We start from the raw sequence: 21,673 nt of genomic DNA on the forward strand, positions 1-21,673 counted from the left end.
ATATTTTCTAATTTAATCCAAGCAATATACGAAGCTTTTATTTACTGATTCGTAATTGTTTGGGTTTTTTTATCTTAATTGAGCCTCTATGCCAGCAGTATGGTAGCACTTGGAGGAATTTATATAGCTTTTTTGCGATGACTTCCAAGAATCATTTTTGATAGAATATCATCCTTCATTTGTAGGTTTATAGCATTCTATAAGAAAATGTAATAGTACAATAGGAGATTTTTATAATTCGAGAAAAACGGATAAGTGGACAGCGAAAATTAAAATCTTACACCTTACATGATATTGATAATCGTTATCAATGGTGATATAGTTCGAAATGCAAGGAGGTATGAAGATGTCAAAAGACTATATTGTTGTTCATCCATGTAATATTTTTTCTCAAGGCAAAGCAGATGAAAATTTTGAAATTGTAGATATGTATGATTTACCGAATATTGAGCTGTCTTCTTATAAATGTATGATAATTTTAGGGTTTGTCGATCAAGAATTTTTGCAAGAAAAGAAGCAAATTATCGCAGATTTTTTGGCAAGTAAAAAGATTGTATGCTTCTTCGGTAACTTAGTCACAAATTGGTTGCCAGGACAGCAGGCATTTATTGCAAAGGAAATTCGAAATCATTGGGATTATGACATCTCAATTGCGAAACAACACAGAATTTTTGCAGGTGTAAAGGAAGAAGATATGACAATAAATAAAGGTGTGAAAGGATTTTTTGCTCGTGGACATCATCCAGCACCTACAGATGCGGAAATTTTATTAACCTTGCCAGACGGTGAGCCTGTGACATTTATTGACCGAAGCTCAACAAATGGGACTATTTTTATGCATGCAGGTAATAATCTTTTAACTATTGGAGGCATGACACCGTCATCATCAAAAACAACCAGTCGTATTCCTACACAGCTAATGCAATGGGTACAAGAAGAATACATGTATTTAGCGGAAAGGAGTGTCAAGTAGTGCGTAAAATAGCTGTTATGTATAGTGGTAGTTCACAACATTGGCGTACATATAAGACATCTGAATTCGCTCAGTATATTGATCAATTGATTCCAGTGCGTCAGTTAGAGGAAGAAAATTTAGATGCCTTTGATGTATTAATCATCCCTTCTCAATCTCATACAGGATTATTAGATAAAAATATTCAAAAGATCTATGATTTTGCGAATACAGGTAAAGTAGTGGTCACATTTGGCCCTCAGCACAGAGATTGGTTGCCAATGCATAATTGGGAATCTAGGCCAACTAATTTTTGGTGGTGGCTAGAGCCTAATGCTGATAGTGGCTTGCGTTTAATAGAGGCAACGCATGATTTATTTAAGAATTACCTTACATTGGAGGATGCAACTTGGCATCAACATGGTGTGTACTGGCCAAGTGAGGGCTGTGAAGTTTTAGTATCGACAGATGATGGTGGGGCCGTCTTATATATTGATCGAGTGAACACAAATGGGATTTGGGTCAATACAACATTGGATCCAGATTATCATTTTGGATCTTATTTTATGCCGGCAACAGAACGCTTCTTACGAGGATTTTTACCTTGGCTAAAGAAAGGGCAAATATAAGGAATGCTAAGTGCGCAAAATGATTACTAATAGCTCTATTTGAGACGCAAGTGTTAGTAGTATGTTGGTTCAAGGTTTTGACAGGAAAGCTTGCCGTACATAGTGTAGAAAAATAAGCTTGTGGTATTAAATTAATTATTTTGGAATTTGCTCGTCATTGGTACGGAAATTTTTTGATAAAAGAAAGTAGGAGAACTAGTGGAACCTATTGCTTATGTTGGCATTGATATTCAGTTTACTCGATTAACGGCTGAGGATCGTGAACGTGGCTTAGTATTTTTATATTTATATGATTTACCCTATGTTGATTTAACTGCCTATGCAGGAATAATTATCACAAATCATGTAGAAGAGCAATTTCTACTAGAACATAAAATGATTTTAGATGAATATTTGCTACAGGGTGGTGTTATCTTTTCACTGACAGAAATATCATTGCCATGGTTAGCAAATGTAGCTAATTGGAAACGCTCTCCTATTCCATTGAAAGATCGCGAAATCATGATTGAACAAGCTAATTGTTCTTTATTTAAAGGGATAGAGCCTTATGATATTAATTATCGAAAAGGTGTACGGGGCTTCTTTTCTCGTGGCTATTTTGAAGAATTACCAGCACATGCGGAAGTGTTAATTACAGATCAAAGTGGTGTACCGATACTTTATGTTGATCGACACTCAACAAATGGCACCATTTTTGCAGGGGCAGGTACCGATATTTACAAGGTATTTATGCATGAAGAAAATACATCGAAAAAGCTTAGTATGCAAATGCTAGATTGTATTCGTGAGGAAGCTAACCGCAATTATGCAAGTGGAGGTATGGGCAAATGATAGGGATTGTGACGAATGGCTTACCATTTCAAAATCGCTTTTTTGCAGAGCAAGAATTTCATTATTTATATGATGAAGTGCTACATATTCGCCACTTTCATCAATATGATTTAACAAAGTATGACACACTTATTTTATCTTGTCGCTTAGATATCCGTTCTTTAAAGCGGTATCAGTCACAATTACTGAAATTTGTTAATGCTGGCAAAAGACTGATTATTTTTGGTGAAATATTGGATTGCTGGTTTCCGACAATTGATTGGGAAGATTCTGAGGTCAATTTTAGTTGGTGGGTGAGAGATGGCGGTGATTTACCGATGAAAATGCAAAATAATGTGCATCCACTTTTTAAATACGTGACATTGCATGATATGAAATGGCATTATCACGGTTCTTTTTTACCACCACAAGGAGCGCAATCGTTATTAGATATTCCAAATGGACGATCGTTATTTTATGTAGATAATGTGAGTTTTAATGGAGAACTAGTTGTCACTACACTTGATCCGATGTTTCATATTGGACTAGGTTTTATTGATCAATCAAAGCCGTTTTTACATGGGATGGCAAAATGGTTAAGAGAGGAAGAAAAACATTGAAGAAGTATGGACTTGTCGCTGCTGTAGCACTAACAATGTTGCTGGCAGCTTGTAATAATAACAACGAAGAGACGCAAAATAATACTAAGCCTCAGGTGGAGCAACAATCATCAGAGTTACAAACGACAAAGGAAGAGAAGCTTGTAGTTGACCAATTAGGACGTGAAGTAACAGTACCAAATTCGATTGAGCGTGTTGTAATGGGAGGCATTCTTCCATACTTCTCTACTTGGTATGTAGCAACAAATTCTACAAAAGAAATTGCTGGTATGCATCCAAATTCGTATAATGCAGCAAAACATTCGATGCTAGCAAAAATGTCTCCAGATGTTTTAAAGGCTGATACTTCGTTTATTCAGAATGGTGAAGTCAATGTGGAAGAATTAATGAAAGTAAATCCACAATTATATATAGAGATTGCAACAGATGAGAAATCAATCCATAAAGTATCAGAGGCAGGTATTCCTGTGGTTGCGCTCAAGGCAATTGACGCAGCTGCGGCAGAGCCATTAGCTACCTTTAATAGCTGGTTAGAAATAACAAGTCAAATAACAGGCACAACAGAACGTGCTAATCGCTTCCTAGAGGAAGGCAAAAAAGTACAAGCTCAATTAGATGAAAAGTTAAAAACGATTGAAGAAAAAGATAAGCCTCGCGCGATGATGTTGTTTAGACATAATGAAAAGTCGATTACAATTGGAGGGAAAAACTTCTTTGGTAATCAATGGCTCAATGCGACGGGAGCAATTGATGTAGCTGAAAATGATATCCAAGGACAAAAAGAAGTCAATATGGAACAGGTCTATACTTGGAATCCAGATATTATTTTTATTACCAATTTTACAGAGACACAGCCAGCTGATTTACTTGAAAATAAGATAGCTGGGCAGGATTGGAGTCAGGTGAAGGCAGTTCAGGAGGGTAAAGTGTATAAGATTCCATTAGGCATTTATCGTTGGTTCCCACCTAGTGGAGACGCACCTTTAATGTTAAAGTGGCTTGCACAAAAAAATCACCCAGCGCTATTTGATTATAAAATAGAGGATGAGATTAAAGCATATTATAAAGATTTTTATGAATACGATGTGACAGATGAAGATATTCAAGCTATTTTAAATCCGTCTTCAGAAGCAGCTAAATATTAAGGGATGATTGGTAAATGCAAAACTGGAAAAAGATTATTTTATGGCTCCTCCCCTTGGTGATTGCCGTTATTTCTCTTGGTGTAGGACGCTTTGAGGTTGGTATCGAGCAGCTATTAAAGATTCTTGCTTCACAGATTTTCCCTATAGAGCCGACATGGACAGAGATGGAAGAAACGGTTATTATCAATATTCGCTTGCCACGTATTCTTCTCGCATTGTTAATTGGTGGAGGTTTAGCAATTGCAGGTGCTAGCTTCCAAGGAATGTTTGGTAATCCGCTAGTATCACCAGATATTTTAGGTGTTTCGGCGGGAGCTGGCTTTGGTGCTTCTCTTGGGATATTATTGTTTGGGCAAAATTTTGCCACACAGATAATGGCATTGCTTTTTGGATTAGGTGCTATCGGCTTTACGTTTTTAATTGCTGGCGCACGCAAAAATGCCCCTATTTTTATGTTTGTCTTAGCAGGTGTTATTACATCGGCACTGTTTAATGCGCTTATTTCGTTAACTAAATTTGTAGCTGACCCAGAGGAAAAGCTACCTGCGATTACCTATTGGTTGATGGGTAGCTTAGGAACGGTTACTTATAAAGATTTATATATAGGTGGACCACTGATTATTATCGGTATGTTAATACTTTATTTCCTAAGATGGCGATTAAATATTTTAACCCTCCCAGAGGATGAGGCAAAATCAATGGGAATTTCTGTAGTGCCTTTGAAATGGATGATTATATTTGGTGCGACTTTGATTACTGCGGTGTCTGTTGCGGTTGCAGGAATTGTTGGCTGGGTGGGTTTGATTATTCCACATGTTGCTCGTATGCTTGTTGGAAACAATAATCAGCATGTATTACCAATGTCGATTGCTATTGGAAGCGTCTATTTGTTAGTAATTGATAATTTAGCACGTTCTATAACAGCAACAGAAATACCTTTATCGATTTTAACAGCGATTATTGGTGCACCATTCTTTGCTTATTTACTGCGTAAATCTGGAGGTGGATGGGCGTGATAATTGAAGTGAAAAATGGCAATTTTTATTATGAAAAGCATCGTAAGAAATCCCAAAATCTTTATGTAAACAATATTAATTTTACACTGGAACCAGGACAAATTATGGCCATCCTTGGTCCTAATGGAGCTGGAAAGACAACGATGCTCAAATGTATTACCGGGTTACTAGAGTGGAAGCAGGGAGAAACCTATATAGATGACAAGCCATTGTCTACTGTCAAGCGTAAGGAGCTTTGGCAACGTATTGGCTATGTACCGCAAGCTCATAAAATGGTATTTGGTTTTACAATAGAAGAGCTTGTTGTGATGGGAAGAGCCCCTTTTATTAGTACATTGGCCCAACCATCAAAAAAAGATTTAGAAGCGGCGCATTTGGCATTAGATACAATTGGTATCGTCCATTTAGCAAAAAAATCATGCAATGAGGTAAGTGGCGGCGAGCTACAGCTGGCTTTAATAGCTCGCACACTGGTTGCCGATCCAGAAATACTTATTTTAGATGAACCAGAGTCACATTTGGATATTCAAAAACAAATTACTATTTTACAAACAATCAAGCAATTAGCGAGAGAACGTGGCATTTCTTGTATTATTAACACGCATTATCCTAATCATGCCTTTTATTTAGCTGATCGGGTCCTGATGACGGCAAAGGATAAGGGTGTTGTATATGGCGCTGTACGTGAAATAATGACGGAGGAAAGAATGCAGTCGTTTTTTGGTATCGAGCTAAAAAAAATACTGTATGAAGAAGAGAATTATGTGGTAGAAACAATGGTTCCACGTGCATTAGGTGCAGAAAAATAAGGAGTGCCGCTGGCTTGACTCCAATCAACCATTCTGCAAAAGTGTCTTTTCCTCTTTCATACTAGCCGTTGGGGACTAAATAACCCTTTATTTGTCTTATTAGAGAGAGGATAGACCCTTATTTTTAAGATGGAGAAGTGATGAGTGACAACACCCCTCCATAAAATGAGTAGTGGAAATCTTTGCTAAAAAGATAACCTTTTTATGGATTGGAAGGCTACTTGACTCCGATGGGATAGCGAGACAGGCGAGCCCACAGGAAAGCAAGTAGCCGGAAATCCATTTTCACCTTTCACAAACATTCTATGGATAGTTTTGTTTTTCCACACTATGTAGCATGTAGTTGTTTTTCCAACTACATGCTTTTTAGCTATTTTACTGTATTAGCTTGGTGCGTGAGTCGGCTACATTGATAATCAGGTAGTGGTATTGCCTTCAAATATTATTTCTATTATTTGCAAGCTCCTTTAATTATTCTGAATAATCGATAAATGGTATAATGATAGCATTGTAGAAAGTAAGGGAGGATTTCATAGTGGAGCTTAATTTAACTGGGAAAGTAGCAATTATTACAGGATCGAGTAAAGGAATTGGTTATTATACGGCCATGCAGCTTGTCAAAGAGGGGGCTCATGTTGTACTTTGCGCACGTGGAGAAAAACAGCTACAGGTGGCGGCTGGGTGCATTAAAAATGAAACGGATGTGGATGTTTTAATTATTCCAGCTGATGTTACAAAGGAAAAGGATTGTAAGTATTTAATTGAGCGTACAGTAGAACATTTTGGACGCATTGATATTCTCATTAATAATGCAGGTACGGCTTCAGCGAATCCCTTTGAGTCAGTGAGTAGTGAGCTGTGGCAAGCAGATTTAGATTTAAAAGTATTTGGGGCTATACATTGCTCCAAATATGCTGCACCATATATGCGTAAGGCTGGTGCAGGTGCAATCGTTAATGTGACAGCGGTGATGGCTAAGACACCTCCAGCAAGCTCGCTTCCTACTACAGTTAGCCGCGCTGCGGGACTTGCTTTGACAAAAGCGATGAGCAAGGATTTAGGGAAGGATAATATTCGCGTAAATTCTGTATGTATTGGGCTTATTCGCAGTGATCAGATCGAAAAGAATTGGAAAAAGGAAGAACCTAATTTATCGTGGGAAGAATATTCTCGTATGGTAGGGAAAACTATTCCACTTGGACGTGTAGGTGATACGCAAGAAGCCGCTAACGTCATCACATTTTTAGTTTCTGATGCAGCAAGTTATGTTACAGGGACTTCAGTGAATATTGATGGTGGCTCTGGTCACGCATTATAAATAGGATAATCTTTTTTAGGAAAATAATTTTAATGATGTCTCATTAAATTATGATGAGACAACCCCTATATTTCTCTTAATTAAAAGAAGAAAGCCATCCGCTTTCTTTTTTTATATTATTTTCCTAAAATTATAATAGACAGAAAATTCTTGCAGATGTAGAATGAACGATATAGGGGGTGAAAAGTGGCGAAATGTTGAACGAAAATTTTGCTGCGCTATTGTTGCGAGTTATTCGTATCATTGCTCAAATTGGCATACTGACGATTTTTTATTACATGGGGGTGGGAATAGTAACATATTTACACATACCTCTTCCAGGAAGTGTTATTGGATTACTATTATTAGCACTTTCACTCATTTTTAAAATCATTAAGGTGGAATATATTCAAGACGGTGCCAGTTTTTTAATTGGTATGTTAACATTGTTTTTCATACCAGCAACGGTAGGTGTTATTGATTATCCAGAACTCATGTCAGTCACTGGCCTGTTGATTATTTTAGCCGTTATTGCTAGTACATTAATCTCTATTTATGTCACGGGTTTACTGACACAAATCATTGAGAAAAAAGAATTGGCGAAAAAAGAAGGTACGGAAACCACTGTTGATGAAGGGAAGGGAGAGTTAACGGTTGATTGAAGCAATTGTTGTCCTAAGTACCGTCATTATGTTTGTATTGTTCACAAAGTTTTATCAGCGATTTCCACATCCCATCATGATCCCCTTGGTCACTACTACAGTGGTCAGTGTGATGATTTTACTTATATTCGATATTCCATATGCAACATATATGAGAGGTGGAGAATGGCTTCAGAAAATGCTTGGACCAGCAGTTGTCGCACTTGCCTATCCTCTCTATAATCAACGAGCTATTATTATAAAATATAAGTATTCTATTTTATCAGGACTTTTCATCGGTATGATTACAGGCTTAATGACAATTTTTGTATTACTAAAATGGATTGGTGTAAAGTCTAGCTGGATGCTGACGGCCTTACCTAAATCATTAACCACGCCTGTTGGGATGCAGGTAAGCGAAACGATTGGAGGTATTCCGCCTCTAACTGCTGTTTTTGTGATGATTGCAGGGTTTGTAGGGGCTATTATTGGACCATTCGTTATTAAATATGGCAAAATCAACTCTGCCGTTAGTAGAGGTGTGGCTGTAGGCAGTGCCTCACATGGTGTAGGTCTTGTAAAATTAAGAGAATATGGGGAACAGGAATTATCAGTTGGTTCATTATCGATGGGCTTAACGGCTGTTATTGGAGCATTTTTCTGTCCTTTATTTGTTTATTTATTTTTATAATCCAATTGTCGCTTTGTGCAAAAAAAGAGTTGTCTCAAAAACTATTTGAGACAACCTCTTTAGCTTTTTTCAATAATCAATTGAATCGTATGGGCTAGCCCAGTGTGTAGCATTCCTTCATGTCGAATTTGCTCACCTGTAAAAAAATGGATAATTTTATATGCTTGACACCATTGAAGGACATCTAAAGGGTTATATAAAAAATCGAGTTGCTGTGGACCACCTGAAGCATAAGGGAGCTGATAAATGGAATATAACTCCATCATAATTCGCCCTCCTGGTTTGACTGAATCGATAATCTTTTGTATGACCGTTTGTTGTTGCTTTGCTGGAAAATGTCCAAATACCATAATGGCCGCATCATATTTATTAACGGGAAGCTCATCCAGCAGTAAATCGGCTAGCTTAGTTTGAACTGTCACTTGATGCTTCAGTGCTAATTGTTCAGTTTTTTGAAGACCACTCTGTGCATAATCATAGGCAGTAACCGTATGTCCAGCTGTGGCTAAAAAAACAGCATTACGTCCTTCACCCTCTGCATAGGCAGCGATATTAGGGTAATCTTTCAAATAATATACATAATCTTTAATAAAGGCATTAGGTTGTTCGCCATAAACGTATTCTGCTCCTTGAAAACGTTGATCCCAAGTATTCATTTAGTTCACTCCCTTTTTTATATTGTAAATAATATAGATTGCTTATTCTAATTTTTAGCTTATTTAGTTGAAAGCTTGAAAAAGCAACTAGTCGTTATGAAAAGGCAAATAATCAATTCTCAAGTAATATTCAAGTACCATCTATATATGTAATTAATAATGATTGGGACAGGTAAAGAGAAATTTCTAAAGCTGCAATGATATCCAAGCATAGCAAAGCTCACTTGAGTGTTTTAGAGATAATGAAAAAGCTAGCTCTTCACAATGAAGAACTAGCTTTTAATTTTTAAAAAATAGGTTTTCGTTCTTTTATTACCCGAATTGTTTTCAATGTTGTATCCTCGGGTCCTTGTACTGGTAAACCTGCTTCAATATTCATTTGAATATAATGAATATTTTCTTGTGTAATTATTTCCCCGGGAATAAAAATCGGAATTCCAGGAGGATAGACCATAATAAATTCTGCACAAATACAGTTATCCGCTTCTGCAAGAGGAACGACTTCTGTATCGGCATAAAAGGCATCACGTGGTGACATGGCAAGAGCTGGGATTTCTGGTACATTCACTACAGCTTCTGTGATAGCCGCTTCAGAATCGAATGCTTTTGACATACGAGTAAGTGCATTTACTAAAAGATTAATTTCTTTTTTCGTATCTCCCAATGTCACTAAACATAAAATATTGTAAAGGTCAGACAGTTCCACTTCAATATTGGCATTATATCGTAACCATTCCTCAGCTCTATGACCAGAAATACCTAAATCTTTTACACTGATAAGCAGTTTTAATGGGTCCATATCATAGGTCGCCGATGAATGTAATTTTTCCTTACCTGCACACTTTAAATGCGCTATTTGATTGATGCGTTTACGCGCATCTTTTGCTAAACGCAATGCATCGTCGATTAAATCATATCCATGAATGGCTAGCTGGCGACGAGCTGTGTCAAGCGAAGCGAGTAATGGATATGAAGTCGATGTCGTTGTTAGCATGGAAAAGACAGCTTGTACACGTTTCGCTGAAACAAGACCTTCACGGACATTTAAAATGGAAGTTTGCGTCATGGAGCCACCGAGCTTGTGTACACTTGTTGCTGCCATATCTGCACCTGCCTCCATTGCTGAATACGGTAGGTCATCATGGAATTTTATGTGTACACCATGTGCTTCGTCTACGACTACTGGAATCTGACGATCATGAGCGATTTCGACAATGCGCTTTAAATCAGCTGTAAAGCCAAAATAAGTTGGATTAATAACAAGTACAGCTTTTGTGTCTGGATAAGCATTCAACGCTTTTTCGACAGCTTCAGGCGATATGCCATGAGAAATTCCATATTCACTGTCGACTTCTGGGTGAATAAAAATTGGAATTGCACCAGCGAATACAATCGCCGACATAATAGATTTATGAACATTCCGTGGCACTAGAATCTTATCACCTGGGCCGACGACGGTCAGAATCATCGTCATGATGGCGCCACTAGTACCTTGAACGGAAAAGAATGTATGATCAGCACCAAAGGCTTCAGCTGCAAGGCTTTGTGCTTCTTTAATAGCACCCTTTGGTGAATGTAAATCGTCTAGTGGAGCAATATTAATTAAATCAATTGATAAAACGTTGTCGCCGACGAATTCTCGGAAAGCAGGGTCCATCCCTTGCCCTTTCTTATGGCCTGGAATATGGAATTGAATTGGATGTCTGTTCCGATGTTTAAGTAATACGTCGAACAATGGAGTCTCTAGTTGTGACAACGCAGGTACCACCTCACTTTATAATATCTAAGAAAACAAATGAATTATAGCACCTAACGACACGAAAAAATAGACTTTTCATAAAAATAAAAGGTTTTTTTCAGGATAAAGAGAAATTAGTATCGAACGAAAGGGGAGGTACTATGAATTGGAATACACGTGTGACGGAGCTTTTGCAGGTTAAATACCCCATTATTCAAGGAGGGTTAGCCTATTTAGCATATGCTGATTTAGCGGCAGCTGTATCGAATGCTGGCGGTCTAGGGCAAATAACAGCCATGAGCTTACGAGATCCTGATTTATTACGAGCAGAGATCCAGAAAGTCCGAACATTAACAGATAAACCGTTTGGCGTAAACTTTGCGATTGGTCTGCATGGTATAGGCTTTGAGGAGATGGTGCGCGTTGCAGTTGAGGAAGAAGTACCAGTTATTACGATGACTGGAGGAAACCCAGCACCTATTTTTGAGTTGCTAAAAGGAACAGCTATCAAAAAATTGGTACTTGTAGCTGCTCGTAGACAAGCCCAAAAAGCTGAACAACTAGGAGCAGATGCTGTGATGGTTGTTGGTCAAGAGGGGGGAGGTCATCTTGGGCGAGATGACGTTGGCACAATGGTGCTAGTTCCTCAAGTGGTTGATAGTGTGAAAATTCCAATCATTGCTTCTGGAGGCATTGGTGATGGGCGTGGTTGGCTAGCTGCACACGCATTGGGAGCTGAAGGTATTGAAATGGGCACACGCTTTATTGCCACAAAAGAATGTGTCGATGCATCAGAGGCTTATAAAGAGGCTCTGCTTGCTAGTACGGAGGCTGATACGACGATTATTAAGCGTTCTATCGGCGCGCCAGCACGAGCTTTACGTAATGAATTTACGACAAAGATTTTAGAAATTGAGGAAAAAACACCAACATATGAGGCTTTAAAAGACTATATCAGTGGTTCAGCCAATAAGCGTTTTATTTACGATGGCAATCAAAATGAAGGCTTTGGCTGGGCTGGTCAAGTGACGGGAATGATTCACGATATCCCAACCGTAGCGGAACTTATTAATCGAATGGTTGCAGAAGCTGAAAGTATCCGGTTAAAATGGGGGCAATAACATAAAGGTGGTTTTGTCGAATGGAATATTCTTATCCGTTTTCAACTGATTGGTCCACAGAGGAAATTGTGGATGTCGTTCAATTCTTTGAAGGAATTGAGAAAGCTTATGAAAAGGGCATCAAGCGTGAAGTCATGCTGGCTAAATATCGTCGCTTTAAAGAGATTGTTCCATCTCAAGCAGAGGAAAAAACAATTTTTCGAGAATTCGAAGAGGCAAGTGGCTATATTAGCTATCCTGTCGTCAAACAAACCAAGGAAGCCGAAGATGGGATGCTTATAAAAATTGTCCCTAAAAACGGTCGATAAAAAATGGATGTGAGCACAACTCACATCCATTTTTTAATTTTTTGTGTTAAAAAACGACATTTTGCATAAACTACATCAATAAAAATCATCATTAAATGAATCTAAGTAAAACTATTTTCCAACAATGACGTTGTAAAGAGGAAGTAAGCGATTAAATGTTTCCTCTGTTAATTGTTGTAACTCGCTAGCTGTTAGCTTTGTCGCTTGCTCTTTTGGAATGTGACGACCAACCAAGAACTCACCTTTTTTGACATCTCGCAGTCGTATAAGTAATGCTTCAAGCTTGTCTTCTTTTGCCTCTTCGAGAGAAATGGCCTCAGGGGACATATGATCACCTGACACAATAAAATCAGTAGGAAGTTGCTCCAATAAAGATTTATGGGCAAGTAAACGCTCAGCCATAACATTTTTTTGTGGTGCTTCATAAATAATAGCTAAGACGATGAATAAATGTGTGTGCCATAGACCAATCTGAAAGTGAGGCAATGATTTATAACCTCTTTTATAGGGAGCGAAGGCAACCCAACTATCCTTTGGTGGGTTGACAGTTCTTCGAGCATGTTTGGCAACATGAGGGAAGAATTCTTCACCTAGTTGGCTAGAGAAATAAGCAGAAAAGTCTTCTCCTAGCTGATTGAATTTTGGACGTACAAGGGAAGTTAAAGCATCCATTCTTTGTTCTAAACCGTCTATTGTAAAAACATTAAAGTCTTTGTTTGTCCACTTTGTTTTTGGCAATTTTATTTTACTCCTTTCGTTTTATAAGGTTTATTTTACGCTGATTTTGGGAAAAAATCTTATAACAAGAACTTTATCGAAATAAAAAAGTTTTTGTAAAAAAAATTAAAAAAGGAAGTGTTTTTTATGAAACCTATCGTAAAAATTATACGTAAAGTTGACATTGAAAAGCAATATGAACACATTTTACAATTAGAATTAGATTATGAATTAGCATCACTCTTTGAGGCGATGAATGAAAAAAATGATATTGAAATTGAAAAAAGTAAAAAACGTCTGGCTGAAATACAGATGGAACTTGAAAGCTTGCACGCCTATGCGTAATCAAAATTTAATACCTATTTAAAAAATCACTTGCTGAATATTCCGACAGCAGGTGATTTTTATTGTGACAAAGGGTAAAATAGAAATTATATCAAATTGCAGTCCTCTGTTTTTTTATAGTCGAAACAAATGGTTAAGTGATGGAAAAGGTATGAGGAGCATAAAGAGAGCGAGAGAGCCTTTTCTTATATTCGAAGGGTGGGTTTTGAGTGCATTTACAACAAATTGATGAATTTGCAAAAAGTATCATTTTTGAAGCTGGAAGACGTATTCGAGAGGCTTTTTCGTATAATCTAGTTATTGAGACAAAATCAGGTGCAAATGATCTCGTTACCAATATTGACCGAGAGACCGAATTATTTTTTATCGAGCAAATTAAAGCTTTTGATCCAACCCATAAAATTTTAGGGGAAGAAGGAATGGGCGAAAAGGTCGAATCATTAGATGGTGTTGTCTGGATTATTGATCCGATTGATGGCACGATGAACTTCGTCAAACAACATCGTCATTTTATGATTTCTATCGGTATTTTTGTAAATGGTGTTGGAAAGTTAGGGTACATATTTGATGTTATGCGAGAGGATTTATTTAATGCCATTGAAGGTCAAGGGGCATGGTATAATGATTCACCATTGCGTAAACTACAGTCTGTCTCAATGGAGGAGTCGGTCATAGGCATTAATGCACATTGGGTGGCACCCAATCGACATATCCACCATGAAAAGGTGATAGAAATGGTTCGCAAAGTGCGTGGTACACGATCCTACGGGTCAGCGGCAATGGAAATTGCATTTGTTGTTAGTGGCAAACTAGATGCATATGTCTCCATGCGACTAGCACCATGGGATATTGCAGGCGGAACCATCATTGCTCAGGAGGTTGGGGCAGTTGCAACAAATTTACATGGAGAAGGCTTTGATTTCCTCCATCAAGATACTTTTATCATCGCCAATCCTTCCATCCATAAAGAATTATTAGAAAAATATATTGTGCCGTACGATTAAATAAAAAGGAGCCGTCTAGTAACTAGACAGCTCCTTTTCATGTTGATTGCTTATTTTTTCAGTGGGTTTTCAACCAGCTAAATTAACATCTGCCAAGGCATACTTGATTAAAGTAAGCCTTGTGTACGTAGTTTACGCTTCATTTTAAAGGCTGTCATGAAAATGACACAAGTTGCCACAATACCTGCTATTGCACCAAATACACTACTAGCCGCAACAGAATAGCCGATAGAGCACATTGCTAGTACAGCTGCTAATGCATAGATAGCCATTACGATTTTTGCACGATTCATAGCCTAGCCTCCTATATAAAAAATTTGTAAATCAAATATATTTTTTAGAATGATGGAAATTCTAATAAGGACATTTCTATCCTTCTTGTGCTATAATATCACAGTTAAACATTCGAAAAAAGAATATGGAGTGGAATAATGACAAACTTACGTCAAGATCTTCGCAATATCGCAATTATCGCCCACGTTGACCATGGTAAAACTACCTTAGTCGACCAATTACTAAAACAATCAGGTACATTCCGTTCAAACGAACGTGTTGAAGAACGTGCAATGGACTCTAATGATATTGAACGCGAACGTGGTATTACGATTTTAGCTAAAAATACAGCAGTAAACTATGAAGGAACTCGTATCAACATCCTTGATACGCCTGGACACGCTGACTTCGGTGGTGAGGTAGAACGTATTTTAAAAATGGTAGACGGCGTTTTACTAGTTGTCGATGCGTATGAAGGTTGTATGCCTCAAACACGTTTCGTACTGAAAAAAGCATTAGAACAACGCTTAACACCAATCGTTGTTGTTAATAAAGTAGACAAAGATTCAGCTCGTCCACTAGAAGTAGTGGATGAAGTGCTTGAATTATTTATCGAGTTAGGTGCAGATGACGATCAATTAGATTTCCCTGTTGTCTATGCTTCAGGTGTAAATGGTACAGCTTCTTTGGACGCTGATCCATCTAAACAAGAAGAAAATATGAAATGTCTATTCGAAAAAGTGATCGAGGCTATTCCAGCACCAGTGGATAACTCAGAAGATCCATTACAATTCCAAGTAGCTCTACTTGACTATAATGACTTCGTTGGACGTATCGGAATTGGTCGTGTATTCCGTGGAACAATTTCTGTAGGTCAACAAGTTGCACTGATGAAATTAGACGGCACAGTGAAAAACTTCCGTGTAACGAAAATCTTTGGTTTCTTCGGTTTAAAACGTGAAGAAGTAGAGACAGCAAAAGCTGGTGATTTAATCGCCGTTTCAGGTATGGAAGACATCAACGTTGGTGAAACAGTTTGTCCTGTTGAACACCAAGAAGCGCTTACACCATTACGTATTGATGAGCCGACTTTACAAATGACATTTTTAGTAAACAATTCGCCATTCGCAGGTCGTGAAGGGAAATGGGTTACTTCTCGTAAAGTAGAAGAGCGTTTACGTGCTCAATTACAAACGGACGTATCTTTACGTGTTGAAGATACTGATTCTCCAGATGCTTGGACAGTTTCAGGTCGTGGTGAGCTTCATCTATCAATTCTTATTGAAAATATGCGTCGTGAAGGTTTCGAATTACAAGTATCTAAACCGCAAGTAATCGTGCGTGAAATCGACGGCGTAAAATGTGAGCCATTCGAACGTGTTCAAATCGATGTACCAGAAGAAAATGTTGGTTCAATTATTGAATCAATTGGTGCACGTAAAGGTGAAATGCTTGATATGGTGAACAACGGCAGTGGTCAAGTTCGTTTAACGTTCTTAGTACCAGCTCGTGGTTTAATTGGTTATACTACTGAATTCATGTCGATGACAAAAGGTTTCGGTATCATCAACCATACGTTTGATTGCTACCAACCATTACTACCAGGTAAAATTGGTGGACGTCACCAAGGTGTACTAGTTTCAATGGAAACTGGTAAATCAACAACTTATGGGATGATGCAAATTGAAGACCGTGGTACACTGTTCTTGGAGCCAGGTACAGATATTTACGAAGGTATGATCGTTGGAGAAAATACTCGTGACGCTGATATCACTGTAAACATCACAAAAATGAAACAAAAAACAAACATCCGTTCAGCAAATAAAGACCAAACGAATGTTATTAAAAAACCACGTATTTTATCTTTAGAAGAAGCGCTTGAATACCTAGGTGATGACGAGTACTTAGAAATCACACCAGAATCTATTCGTCTGCGTAAAAAAATTCTTGATAAAAATGAACGTGAGAAAGCAGCGAAAAAATTACGTAACGCAGAACAATAATTTTCCGCTGACATGAAAGGAAGAGGAGTCTTGGATATTAAGTCCGCTTTATTGGGTGAACTAAATGTTATTCAAGTTGCTGCACAGACAAGTTCCGATGAAACAACAAGAGTTTATGGAAGAATGGCGGGTATAACTAGATTTTTATACGAAAATTTACCAAGCTATGAAATTGCAGGCTATGTTGTATTTCTTCTTGTATTTGCACTTTCTGCCATTGTCTATAAGTTAGGCTTTGCCAAGAAATTAAAACTATCTCAAAACATTATTATTTATGCGTTCCTATTTTTAGGTTGTATCATGCTAACGTTTTTCGCCCTATTCTTGCCAATGATTGAGGGTCTGATTGTGGCAGCCTTAATTTTAATCGTATATAAAACAAGATTATGGCGTGAAAAAAGAGAAGAGCAACAAGCTACCAATCAGTAACAAGTATGTATTTTATAATAAGAATTTTTATACAGTCTTAGCGATTATTACGCTAAGGCTGTTTTCTTGTGTGCTTTGAAAACCCCCTGCTATGCAGGGGGTTCCGGAAAGCTTTTAGCTATGGACAATAAAAAAACTCCAAACGTACAATAAAGTCAGGTCTAGTCAACCGACTTCGTACGAAAGGAGCCACCATAAATGGATAATAAAAGTTTAGCACATACAACGTGGAATTGTAAGTATCATATCGTCTTTGCGCCAAAGTATAGAAGGCAGATTATTTATGGTCAAATTAAAGCAGATGTTGGAAGAATATTGCGCCAATTATGTGAAAGAAAAGATGTAGAAATCATAGAGGCAACAGCCTGTCCTGACCACATTCATATGTTGGTAAGTATTCCACCGAAATTGAGTGTATCTGCGTTCATGGGTTATTTAAAAGGGAAGAGTAGTCTAATGATTTTCGACCGACATGCGAATTTAAAGTATAAATACGGTAATCGTCAATTCTGGTGTCGAGGATACTATGTGGACACAGTCGGCCGAAATAAGAAAAAGATACAAGAGTATATAAAAAATCAATTACAAGAAGATATCCTGCAAGATCAAATGACGATGAAAGAATTCATTGATCCATTCACAGGAGAAGAAATCAAGAGAAAGAAAAAATAAGTAAGCCGCTTTAGCGGTTTGTGTGAAAACGGAGTGCGGTTGGCAGACCATTCGAAATGTCTTTAGACATGGGCCAGTACCCCAGCGTTTCACGCGCAGAGCAAACCACCAGTTATACTGGTGGTTCTGATTTTGTAGCAATTCTCGAGCTTGTTCGAAAAGTGCCTTCTCAAAAATATTATTTGATGTACCTGACGCTAAATAATTGCTAAATCAAAATAAATTGGTAGGCACCGAAATCTTCTAATGTGAATAAGTTAATGTCGATAGGCTTATTTTCATCACATCAAGGAGGAAAGGGAATGCGTGGGCTTACAAAAGGTTTGCTATTAGGTGTCATTGCTTTGTTACTCCTTTCTTTGACAGCATGTAATAAAGCAGAGCTAGAAAAAGTCAAAGTAGGAGAAGTAACTCGTTCAATTTTCTATGCGCCACAATATGTAGCACTTGAGAAAGGATTCTTCGAGGAGGAGGGTCTTTCTGTTGAGCTACAAACGATTGCAGGTGGCGATAAAACTATGACGGCGTTACTGTCAGACGGGATTGATATTGCTTTAGTTGGATCAGAGACATCTATTTATGTCACTTTACAAGGTGCTAATGATCCCATTCAAAATTTTGCACAGTTAACACAAACTGACGGTACTTTTTTAGTAGCAAGAGATAAAATGAATAATTTTTCGTGGGATCAATTAAAGGGCTCAACATTTTTGGGGCAACGTAAAGGCGGTATGCCTCAAATGGCAGGAGAATTTGTGTTGAAAAAACATGGCATTGACCCTGTAGATGATTTAACACTTATTCAAAATATTGATTTTGCCAATATTGCTACTGCTTTTGCCTCAGGTACTGGTGACTATGTACAATTATTTGAACCAACTGCGAGCGTCTTTGAGAAAGAGGGGAAAGGCTATATCGTAGCTTCGTTTGGAACGGAGTCTGGCAATCTTCCTTACACGTCTTTTATGGCAAAAAGTAGTTATTTAAAGGATGAAGCGAAAACGGTTCAGGCTTTTACAAATGCATTGCAACGAGCACAGGATTTTGTACAAAATGAGAGTTCAGCAGAAGTAGCAAAAATGATTCAGCCATATTTTGAAAATGTCGATATAGCGATCATTGAAACCGTGATTGAGCGTTACAAAGCGCAAGGCTCTTATGCTACTGACCCAGTTCTCGATGAAGGAGAGTGGGATAACTTGCAAACAATTATGGAGGAAGCAGGTGAACTTCCTCAACGAGTGGAATATGACAAACTTGTGAATACAACCTTTGCCAAAAAGGCTGCTGAGTAATATGGAATTTTTACAGCTGGAGAACATTCACCATAGTTATTTTTCAAACACACAGGCAAAGGAAGTATTACGTGATATTAGTCTAGCGATTCGTGAAGGAGAATTTGTGTCCTTTATTGGACCGAGTGGCTGTGGGAAAACAACATTATTATCAATTATTGCAGGATTATTTCCTGCAACTGAAGGCAAGGTCTATATAGATGGTGAAGAGCTATCAGCACATAATCAATCTAGCATTGGCTATATGCTTCAGCAAGATTATTTATTTCCGTGGAAGACCATTGAGGAAAATGTAACAATCGGTTTAAAAATTATGGAACGAAGCAATAAAACACATAAAGTGACAGCCAATGCACTGTTACAGGAAATTGGCTTACCACATGTCGGGAATAATTATCCACGAGAATTATCAGGAGGTATGCGACAGCGTGTGGCTCTTGCTCGCACATTAGCCGTAAACCCAAAAATATTATTATTAGATGAACCATTTTCCGCTTTGGATTATCAGTCGAAATTAAAGCTTGAGGATTTAGTTGTGGAGACCTTAAAAACTTATAAAAAGACGGCTATTCTTGTAACACATGATATTGGCGAGGCTATCGCGATGAGTGAGCGTGTCTTTCTATTTTCAGCCAATCCCGGGGCATTGCACAGAGTGTTTGAAATACCTGAAGCTCTTCGTGAGCTATCACCCTTTGATGTAAGACAGCATCCAGCCTATACAGATGTTTTCCAAACCATTTGGAAGGAGCTGGAGAGTCTTGGATAACACATTATTTAAACAATATCAGCAATTACTAAAAAAAGAAAAACGCTTTGTACGGTTATATCAGCTTATCATTCTACTGCTATTCTTTGGTGGGTGGGAGCTTCTTTCAAGACTAGAGTGGATTGATCGTTTAATATTTAGCTCACCGACGCATGTTTGGCATACATTTATTGAAAAAGTAAGTGATGGTACATTAACATTACATGTTGGTGTGACATTAATGGAGACGGTGATTGGTTTTATTGCTGGTACTTTACTAGGAACATTAATCGCTATAGTATTGTGGTGGTCTCCGCTACTATCAAAGGTTCTCGACCCGTATTTAGTAATTTTAAATGCGATGCCGAAAGTTGCGCTTGGCCCTATTTTGATCGTTGCGCTCGGACCAGGCTATTTTTCCATTATCGCCATGGGTGCATTGATTTCCATCATTATTACAACCATTGTTGTGTATACAGCCTTCAAAGGTGTCGATCCAAATTATAGTAAGGTCTTACAAACATTTGGGGCAACTAGATGGCAAATCTTTCGGGAAGTAATTTTGCCAGCCTCATTTCCTACGATTATTTCAACTTTGAAAGTTAATGTTGGCTTATCATGGGTAGGGGTGATTGTAGGTGAATTTTTAGTAGCTTCAAAAGGGCTTGGTTATTTAATTATTTATGGCTTCCAAGTATTTAATTTTAACCTTGTGCTCATGTCGCTTCTGATCATTGCGTTTTTTGCGACCATTATGTATCAAGTAGTTGAATTGGTTGAAAAAATAATTATTAAAAATAACGGATAAAAGAGGTTCTCTATAGTTGAGGTACTTCTCAGACTGTTGACAAAAGGAATCGAGTGTGAACTTCTCGATTCCTTTTTTTCCATTCGCAAAGATATGCTTCAAGGTTCCTCTGCGCTTTGCATAGATTTGTTTAATATTATAAGGATGTTGTAAATATTCAACTTCCGCTACCACGATTCCCCAATAGGACGTTGAATGAGTTTCTGATGATTATTACTTTTTGTTCATTGTAATAACGCTTAGGCGAGGGCACTTAATACAAATCAAAGGATTTGGTTTATTTGGGTAATATTCCACATTGAATGTGGTTTCTTTCATAGTTTGGGCATGGAGCCAATGCCAAAGATAAATAGAATAAATGTAAGAAAACATACTTGGACGTCCATAAGCTGAAGGGAGTTTTTCTACTAAGTTAAACGACAATCGATAGCAGCCTCTAGTATTCATACTAAGTAAACTTTGGGTATTAATGGATCAATCGCTAATTGTTCACGTTTATTGGTTTGCTTCATGGATTATCACCACAAAGGTTTACTTTTCATCAATACATGTAGATGGAGTACTTTATGTAAAAGTTGATTGGAACGAATGGCAGTGACTCCGCCCACGAAAAGCGTCCGCCTGTAGTGGAAAGTAAAAGAAAAAAGACTGAAGGCAAACGCTCGATTTTTTTGAGTTTGTCTTCAGTCTGAGAGGTGTCTTTATAGTTGAGGCACTTCTTTTTAATCTGTCATTTAGTTAAAATTCTTTATCCATTTGAGGTGAAGTACGATAAAAACGGAAATTGCCCGTTTCTATTCGTGCAAACGTATTTTCTTTAATACGATCATGACAAATTGTACACATATACGTATGAATTGGACGATTACGTAACTTCTTGGCTAAAGGCAGATTATCATCTAAATTATCAATCGTATCGCAAATAACGCATTTTACGCGCATTGCA

The 21,673-nt window shown here is 37.7% G+C and carries 25 protein-coding genes and 1 pseudogene; 20 read left to right on the plus strand and 6 right to left on the minus strand.

The window, feature by feature from the left end:
- Positions 1 to 346 precede the first annotated feature (346 nt).
- From MHI04_RS04180 to MHI04_RS04225, 10 genes are all read left to right on the plus strand, one after another.
- Entirely contained in the window at positions 347 to 973 is a 627-nt protein-coding gene (locus MHI04_RS04180) for a hypothetical protein (protein ID WP_089931916.1), read from the plus strand.
- Positions 973 to 1,581 (plus strand): hypothetical protein, encoded by a 609-nt coding sequence (locus tag MHI04_RS04185; protein WP_058843442.1) that lies wholly within the window; start codon positions 973 to 975, stop codon positions 1,579 to 1,581. The genes MHI04_RS04180 and MHI04_RS04185 overlap by 1 nt, the downstream gene beginning before the upstream one ends.
- A gap of 198 nt (positions 1,582 to 1,779) precedes the next feature.
- Entirely contained in the window at positions 1,780 to 2,412 is a 633-nt protein-coding gene (locus MHI04_RS04190) for a hypothetical protein (protein WP_036125465.1), read from the plus strand.
- Positions 2,409 to 3,011, plus strand: coding sequence for a hypothetical protein (locus MHI04_RS04195; protein ID WP_036125464.1), 603 nt, complete (start codon positions 2,409 to 2,411; stop codon positions 3,009 to 3,011). The genes MHI04_RS04190 and MHI04_RS04195 overlap by 4 nt, the downstream gene beginning before the upstream one ends.
- On the plus strand, positions 3,008 to 4,156 hold the full coding sequence (locus MHI04_RS04200) for an ABC transporter substrate-binding protein (RefSeq protein ID WP_058843443.1): 1,149 nt from the start codon (positions 3,008 to 3,010) through the stop codon (positions 4,154 to 4,156). Before MHI04_RS04195 ends, MHI04_RS04200 begins: the two co-directional genes overlap by 4 nt.
- Before the next feature lie 14 nt (positions 4,157 to 4,170).
- On the plus strand, positions 4,171 to 5,172 hold the full coding sequence (locus MHI04_RS04205) for an iron ABC transporter permease (protein WP_036125460.1): 1,002 nt from the start codon (positions 4,171 to 4,173) through the stop codon (positions 5,170 to 5,172).
- On the plus strand, positions 5,169 to 5,981 hold the full coding sequence (locus tag MHI04_RS04210) for an ABC transporter ATP-binding protein (RefSeq protein WP_330493438.1): 813 nt from the start codon (positions 5,169 to 5,171) through the stop codon (positions 5,979 to 5,981). Before MHI04_RS04205 ends, MHI04_RS04210 begins: the two co-directional genes overlap by 4 nt.
- Before the next feature lie 535 nt (positions 5,982 to 6,516).
- The gene (locus MHI04_RS04215; protein WP_342535365.1) at positions 6,517 to 7,299 is read left to right on the plus strand and encodes an SDR family oxidoreductase; all 783 of its coding nucleotides are present in this window, start codon (positions 6,517 to 6,519) and stop codon (positions 7,297 to 7,299) included.
- A 194-nt stretch (positions 7,300 to 7,493) separates the two neighbouring features.
- The gene (locus tag MHI04_RS04220) at positions 7,494 to 7,940 is read left to right on the plus strand and encodes a CidA/LrgA family protein (RefSeq protein ID WP_051891702.1); all 447 of its coding nucleotides are present in this window, start codon (positions 7,494 to 7,496) and stop codon (positions 7,938 to 7,940) included.
- Positions 7,933 to 8,610: an LrgB family protein gene (locus tag MHI04_RS04225; protein ID WP_036125423.1), complete on the plus strand. Its 678-nt coding sequence runs from the start codon at positions 7,933 to 7,935 to the stop codon at positions 8,608 to 8,610. Before MHI04_RS04220 ends, MHI04_RS04225 begins: the two co-directional genes overlap by 8 nt.
- A gap of 59 nt (positions 8,611 to 8,669) precedes the next feature.
- Here MHI04_RS04225 and MHI04_RS04230 read toward each other — a convergent pair whose 3' ends face one another.
- Positions 8,670 to 9,266 carry a class I SAM-dependent methyltransferase gene (locus MHI04_RS04230; protein ID WP_141903378.1) on the minus strand — a complete coding sequence of 199 codons (597 nt, stop codon included), beginning with the start codon at positions 9,264 to 9,266 and terminating at the stop codon, positions 8,670 to 8,672.
- A gap of 286 nt (positions 9,267 to 9,552) precedes the next feature.
- The gene (locus tag MHI04_RS04235; RefSeq protein ID WP_058843449.1) at positions 9,553 to 11,022 is read right to left on the minus strand and encodes an aminotransferase class I/II-fold pyridoxal phosphate-dependent enzyme; all 1,470 of its coding nucleotides are present in this window, start codon (positions 11,020 to 11,022) and stop codon (positions 9,553 to 9,555) included.
- Between the two features lie 143 nt (positions 11,023 to 11,165).
- Here MHI04_RS04235 and MHI04_RS04240 point away from each other — a divergent pair, with 143 nt between their 5' ends.
- Together MHI04_RS04240 and MHI04_RS04245 are read left to right on the plus strand one after the other, a co-directional pair.
- Positions 11,166 to 12,125 (plus strand): nitronate monooxygenase family protein, encoded by a 960-nt coding sequence (locus tag MHI04_RS04240; RefSeq protein WP_342535366.1) that lies wholly within the window; start codon positions 11,166 to 11,168, stop codon positions 12,123 to 12,125.
- A 20-nt stretch (positions 12,126 to 12,145) separates the two neighbouring features.
- A complete protein-coding gene (locus MHI04_RS04245) occupies positions 12,146 to 12,433 on the plus strand; it encodes a UPF0223 family protein (RefSeq protein ID WP_036125382.1) in 288 nt (95 codons plus the stop codon).
- 111 nt (positions 12,434 to 12,544) lie between these two features.
- Here the strand turns inward: MHI04_RS04245 and MHI04_RS04250 are convergent, their stop codons facing one another.
- Complete coding sequence (locus MHI04_RS04250) at positions 12,545 to 13,171, minus strand: DUF1054 domain-containing protein (RefSeq protein WP_036125380.1); 627 nt, start codon at positions 13,169 to 13,171, stop codon at positions 12,545 to 12,547.
- Between the two features lie 126 nt (positions 13,172 to 13,297).
- On the opposite strand from MHI04_RS04250, the gene MHI04_RS04255 reads away from it, so the two are divergent.
- Positions 13,298 to 13,495, plus strand: coding sequence for a hypothetical protein (locus MHI04_RS04255; protein WP_036125378.1), 198 nt, complete (start codon positions 13,298 to 13,300; stop codon positions 13,493 to 13,495).
- Positions 13,496 to 13,704: 209 nt separating this feature from the next.
- Positions 13,705 to 14,499 (plus strand): inositol monophosphatase family protein, encoded by a 795-nt coding sequence (locus MHI04_RS04260; RefSeq protein ID WP_036125376.1) that lies wholly within the window; start codon positions 13,705 to 13,707, stop codon positions 14,497 to 14,499.
- A gap of 107 nt (positions 14,500 to 14,606) precedes the next feature.
- Here the strand turns inward: MHI04_RS04260 and MHI04_RS04265 are convergent, their stop codons facing one another.
- The gene (locus tag MHI04_RS04265) at positions 14,607 to 14,792 is read right to left on the minus strand and encodes a DUF5325 family protein (RefSeq protein ID WP_036125374.1); all 186 of its coding nucleotides are present in this window, start codon (positions 14,790 to 14,792) and stop codon (positions 14,607 to 14,609) included.
- A gap of 138 nt (positions 14,793 to 14,930) precedes the next feature.
- On the opposite strand from MHI04_RS04265, the gene typA reads away from it, so the two are divergent.
- The 6 genes from typA to MHI04_RS04295 all read left to right on the plus strand — a co-directional run bounded on the left by typA (position 14,931) and on the right by MHI04_RS04295 (position 20,727).
- Entirely contained in the window at positions 14,931 to 16,775 is a 1,845-nt protein-coding gene (gene typA / locus MHI04_RS04270) for a translational GTPase TypA (protein WP_036125372.1), read from the plus strand.
- Positions 16,776 to 16,805: 30 nt separating this feature from the next.
- Positions 16,806 to 17,204 carry a YlaH-like family protein gene (locus MHI04_RS04275; RefSeq protein WP_036125369.1) on the plus strand — a complete coding sequence of 133 codons (399 nt, stop codon included), beginning with the start codon at positions 16,806 to 16,808 and terminating at the stop codon, positions 17,202 to 17,204.
- 198 nt (positions 17,205 to 17,402) lie between these two features.
- The gene (gene tnpA, locus MHI04_RS04280; RefSeq protein ID WP_036129052.1) at positions 17,403 to 17,876 is read left to right on the plus strand and encodes an IS200/IS605 family transposase; all 474 of its coding nucleotides are present in this window, start codon (positions 17,403 to 17,405) and stop codon (positions 17,874 to 17,876) included.
- Between the two features lie 302 nt (positions 17,877 to 18,178).
- Complete coding sequence (locus MHI04_RS04285; protein WP_058843452.1) at positions 18,179 to 19,171, plus strand: ABC transporter substrate-binding protein; 993 nt, start codon at positions 18,179 to 18,181, stop codon at positions 19,169 to 19,171.
- Between the two features lies 1 nt (position 19,172).
- Complete coding sequence (locus tag MHI04_RS04290; protein WP_141903382.1) at positions 19,173 to 19,940, plus strand: ABC transporter ATP-binding protein; 768 nt, start codon at positions 19,173 to 19,175, stop codon at positions 19,938 to 19,940.
- The gene (locus MHI04_RS04295; protein ID WP_036125362.1) at positions 19,933 to 20,727 is read left to right on the plus strand and encodes an ABC transporter permease; all 795 of its coding nucleotides are present in this window, start codon (positions 19,933 to 19,935) and stop codon (positions 20,725 to 20,727) included. Before MHI04_RS04290 ends, MHI04_RS04295 begins: the two co-directional genes overlap by 8 nt.
- A 75-nt stretch (positions 20,728 to 20,802) precedes the next feature.
- Here the strand turns inward: MHI04_RS04295 and MHI04_RS04300 are convergent.
- Together MHI04_RS04300 and MHI04_RS04305 are read right to left on the minus strand one after the other, a co-directional pair.
- A pseudogene (locus MHI04_RS04300) lies at positions 20,803 to 21,006 on the minus strand (IS5/IS1182 family transposase); the annotation flags it as partial.
- A 459-nt stretch (positions 21,007 to 21,465) separates the two neighbouring features.
- Positions 21,466 to 21,669 (minus strand): YlaI family protein, encoded by a 204-nt coding sequence (locus MHI04_RS04305; protein ID WP_036125360.1) that lies wholly within the window; start codon positions 21,667 to 21,669, stop codon positions 21,466 to 21,468.
- Positions 21,670 to 21,673 lie beyond the last annotated feature (4 nt).

This window comes from Lysinibacillus sp. FSL K6-1151 (assembly GCF_038630755.1).
GTDB lineage: Bacteria > Bacillota > Bacilli > Bacillales_A > Planococcaceae > Lysinibacillus > Lysinibacillus fusiformis_D.

What these genes read in the sequence shown, in the direction of transcription:
- MHI04_RS04255 (WP_036125378.1), top strand. Translation starts at nt 13,298, where the DNA reads ATGAAACCTATCGTAAAAATTATACGTAAAGTTGACATTGAAAAGCAA.
- typA (WP_036125372.1), top strand. Translation starts at nt 14,931, where the DNA reads ATGACAAACTTACGTCAAGATCTTCGCAATATCGCAATTATCGCCCAC.
- MHI04_RS04230 (WP_141903378.1), bottom strand. Translation starts at nt 9,266, where the DNA reads ATGAATACTTGGGATCAACGTTTTCAAGGAGCAGAATACGTTTATGGC.
- MHI04_RS04180 (WP_089931916.1), top strand. Translation starts at nt 347, where the DNA reads ATGTCAAAAGACTATATTGTTGTTCATCCATGTAATATTTTTTCTCAA.
- MHI04_RS04220 (WP_051891702.1), top strand. Translation starts at nt 7,494, where the DNA reads ATGTTGAACGAAAATTTTGCTGCGCTATTGTTGCGAGTTATTCGTATC.
- MHI04_RS04205 (WP_036125460.1), top strand. Translation starts at nt 4,171, where the DNA reads ATGCAAAACTGGAAAAAGATTATTTTATGGCTCCTCCCCTTGGTGATT.
- MHI04_RS04305 (WP_036125360.1), bottom strand. Translation starts at nt 21,669, where the DNA reads ATGCGCGTAAAATGCGTTATTTGCGATACGATTGATAATTTAGATGAT.
- tnpA (WP_036129052.1), top strand. Translation starts at nt 17,403, where the DNA reads ATGGATAATAAAAGTTTAGCACATACAACGTGGAATTGTAAGTATCAT.
- MHI04_RS04245 (WP_036125382.1), top strand. Translation starts at nt 12,146, where the DNA reads ATGGAATATTCTTATCCGTTTTCAACTGATTGGTCCACAGAGGAAATT.
- MHI04_RS04265 (WP_036125374.1), bottom strand. Translation starts at nt 14,792, where the DNA reads ATGAATCGTGCAAAAATCGTAATGGCTATCTATGCATTAGCAGCTGTA.
- MHI04_RS04240 (WP_342535366.1), top strand. Translation starts at nt 11,166, where the DNA reads ATGAATTGGAATACACGTGTGACGGAGCTTTTGCAGGTTAAATACCCC.
- MHI04_RS04195 (WP_036125464.1), top strand. Translation starts at nt 2,409, where the DNA reads ATGATAGGGATTGTGACGAATGGCTTACCATTTCAAAATCGCTTTTTT.
- MHI04_RS04285 (WP_058843452.1), top strand. Translation starts at nt 18,179, where the DNA reads ATGCGTGGGCTTACAAAAGGTTTGCTATTAGGTGTCATTGCTTTGTTA.
- MHI04_RS04290 (WP_141903382.1), top strand. Translation starts at nt 19,173, where the DNA reads ATGGAATTTTTACAGCTGGAGAACATTCACCATAGTTATTTTTCAAAC.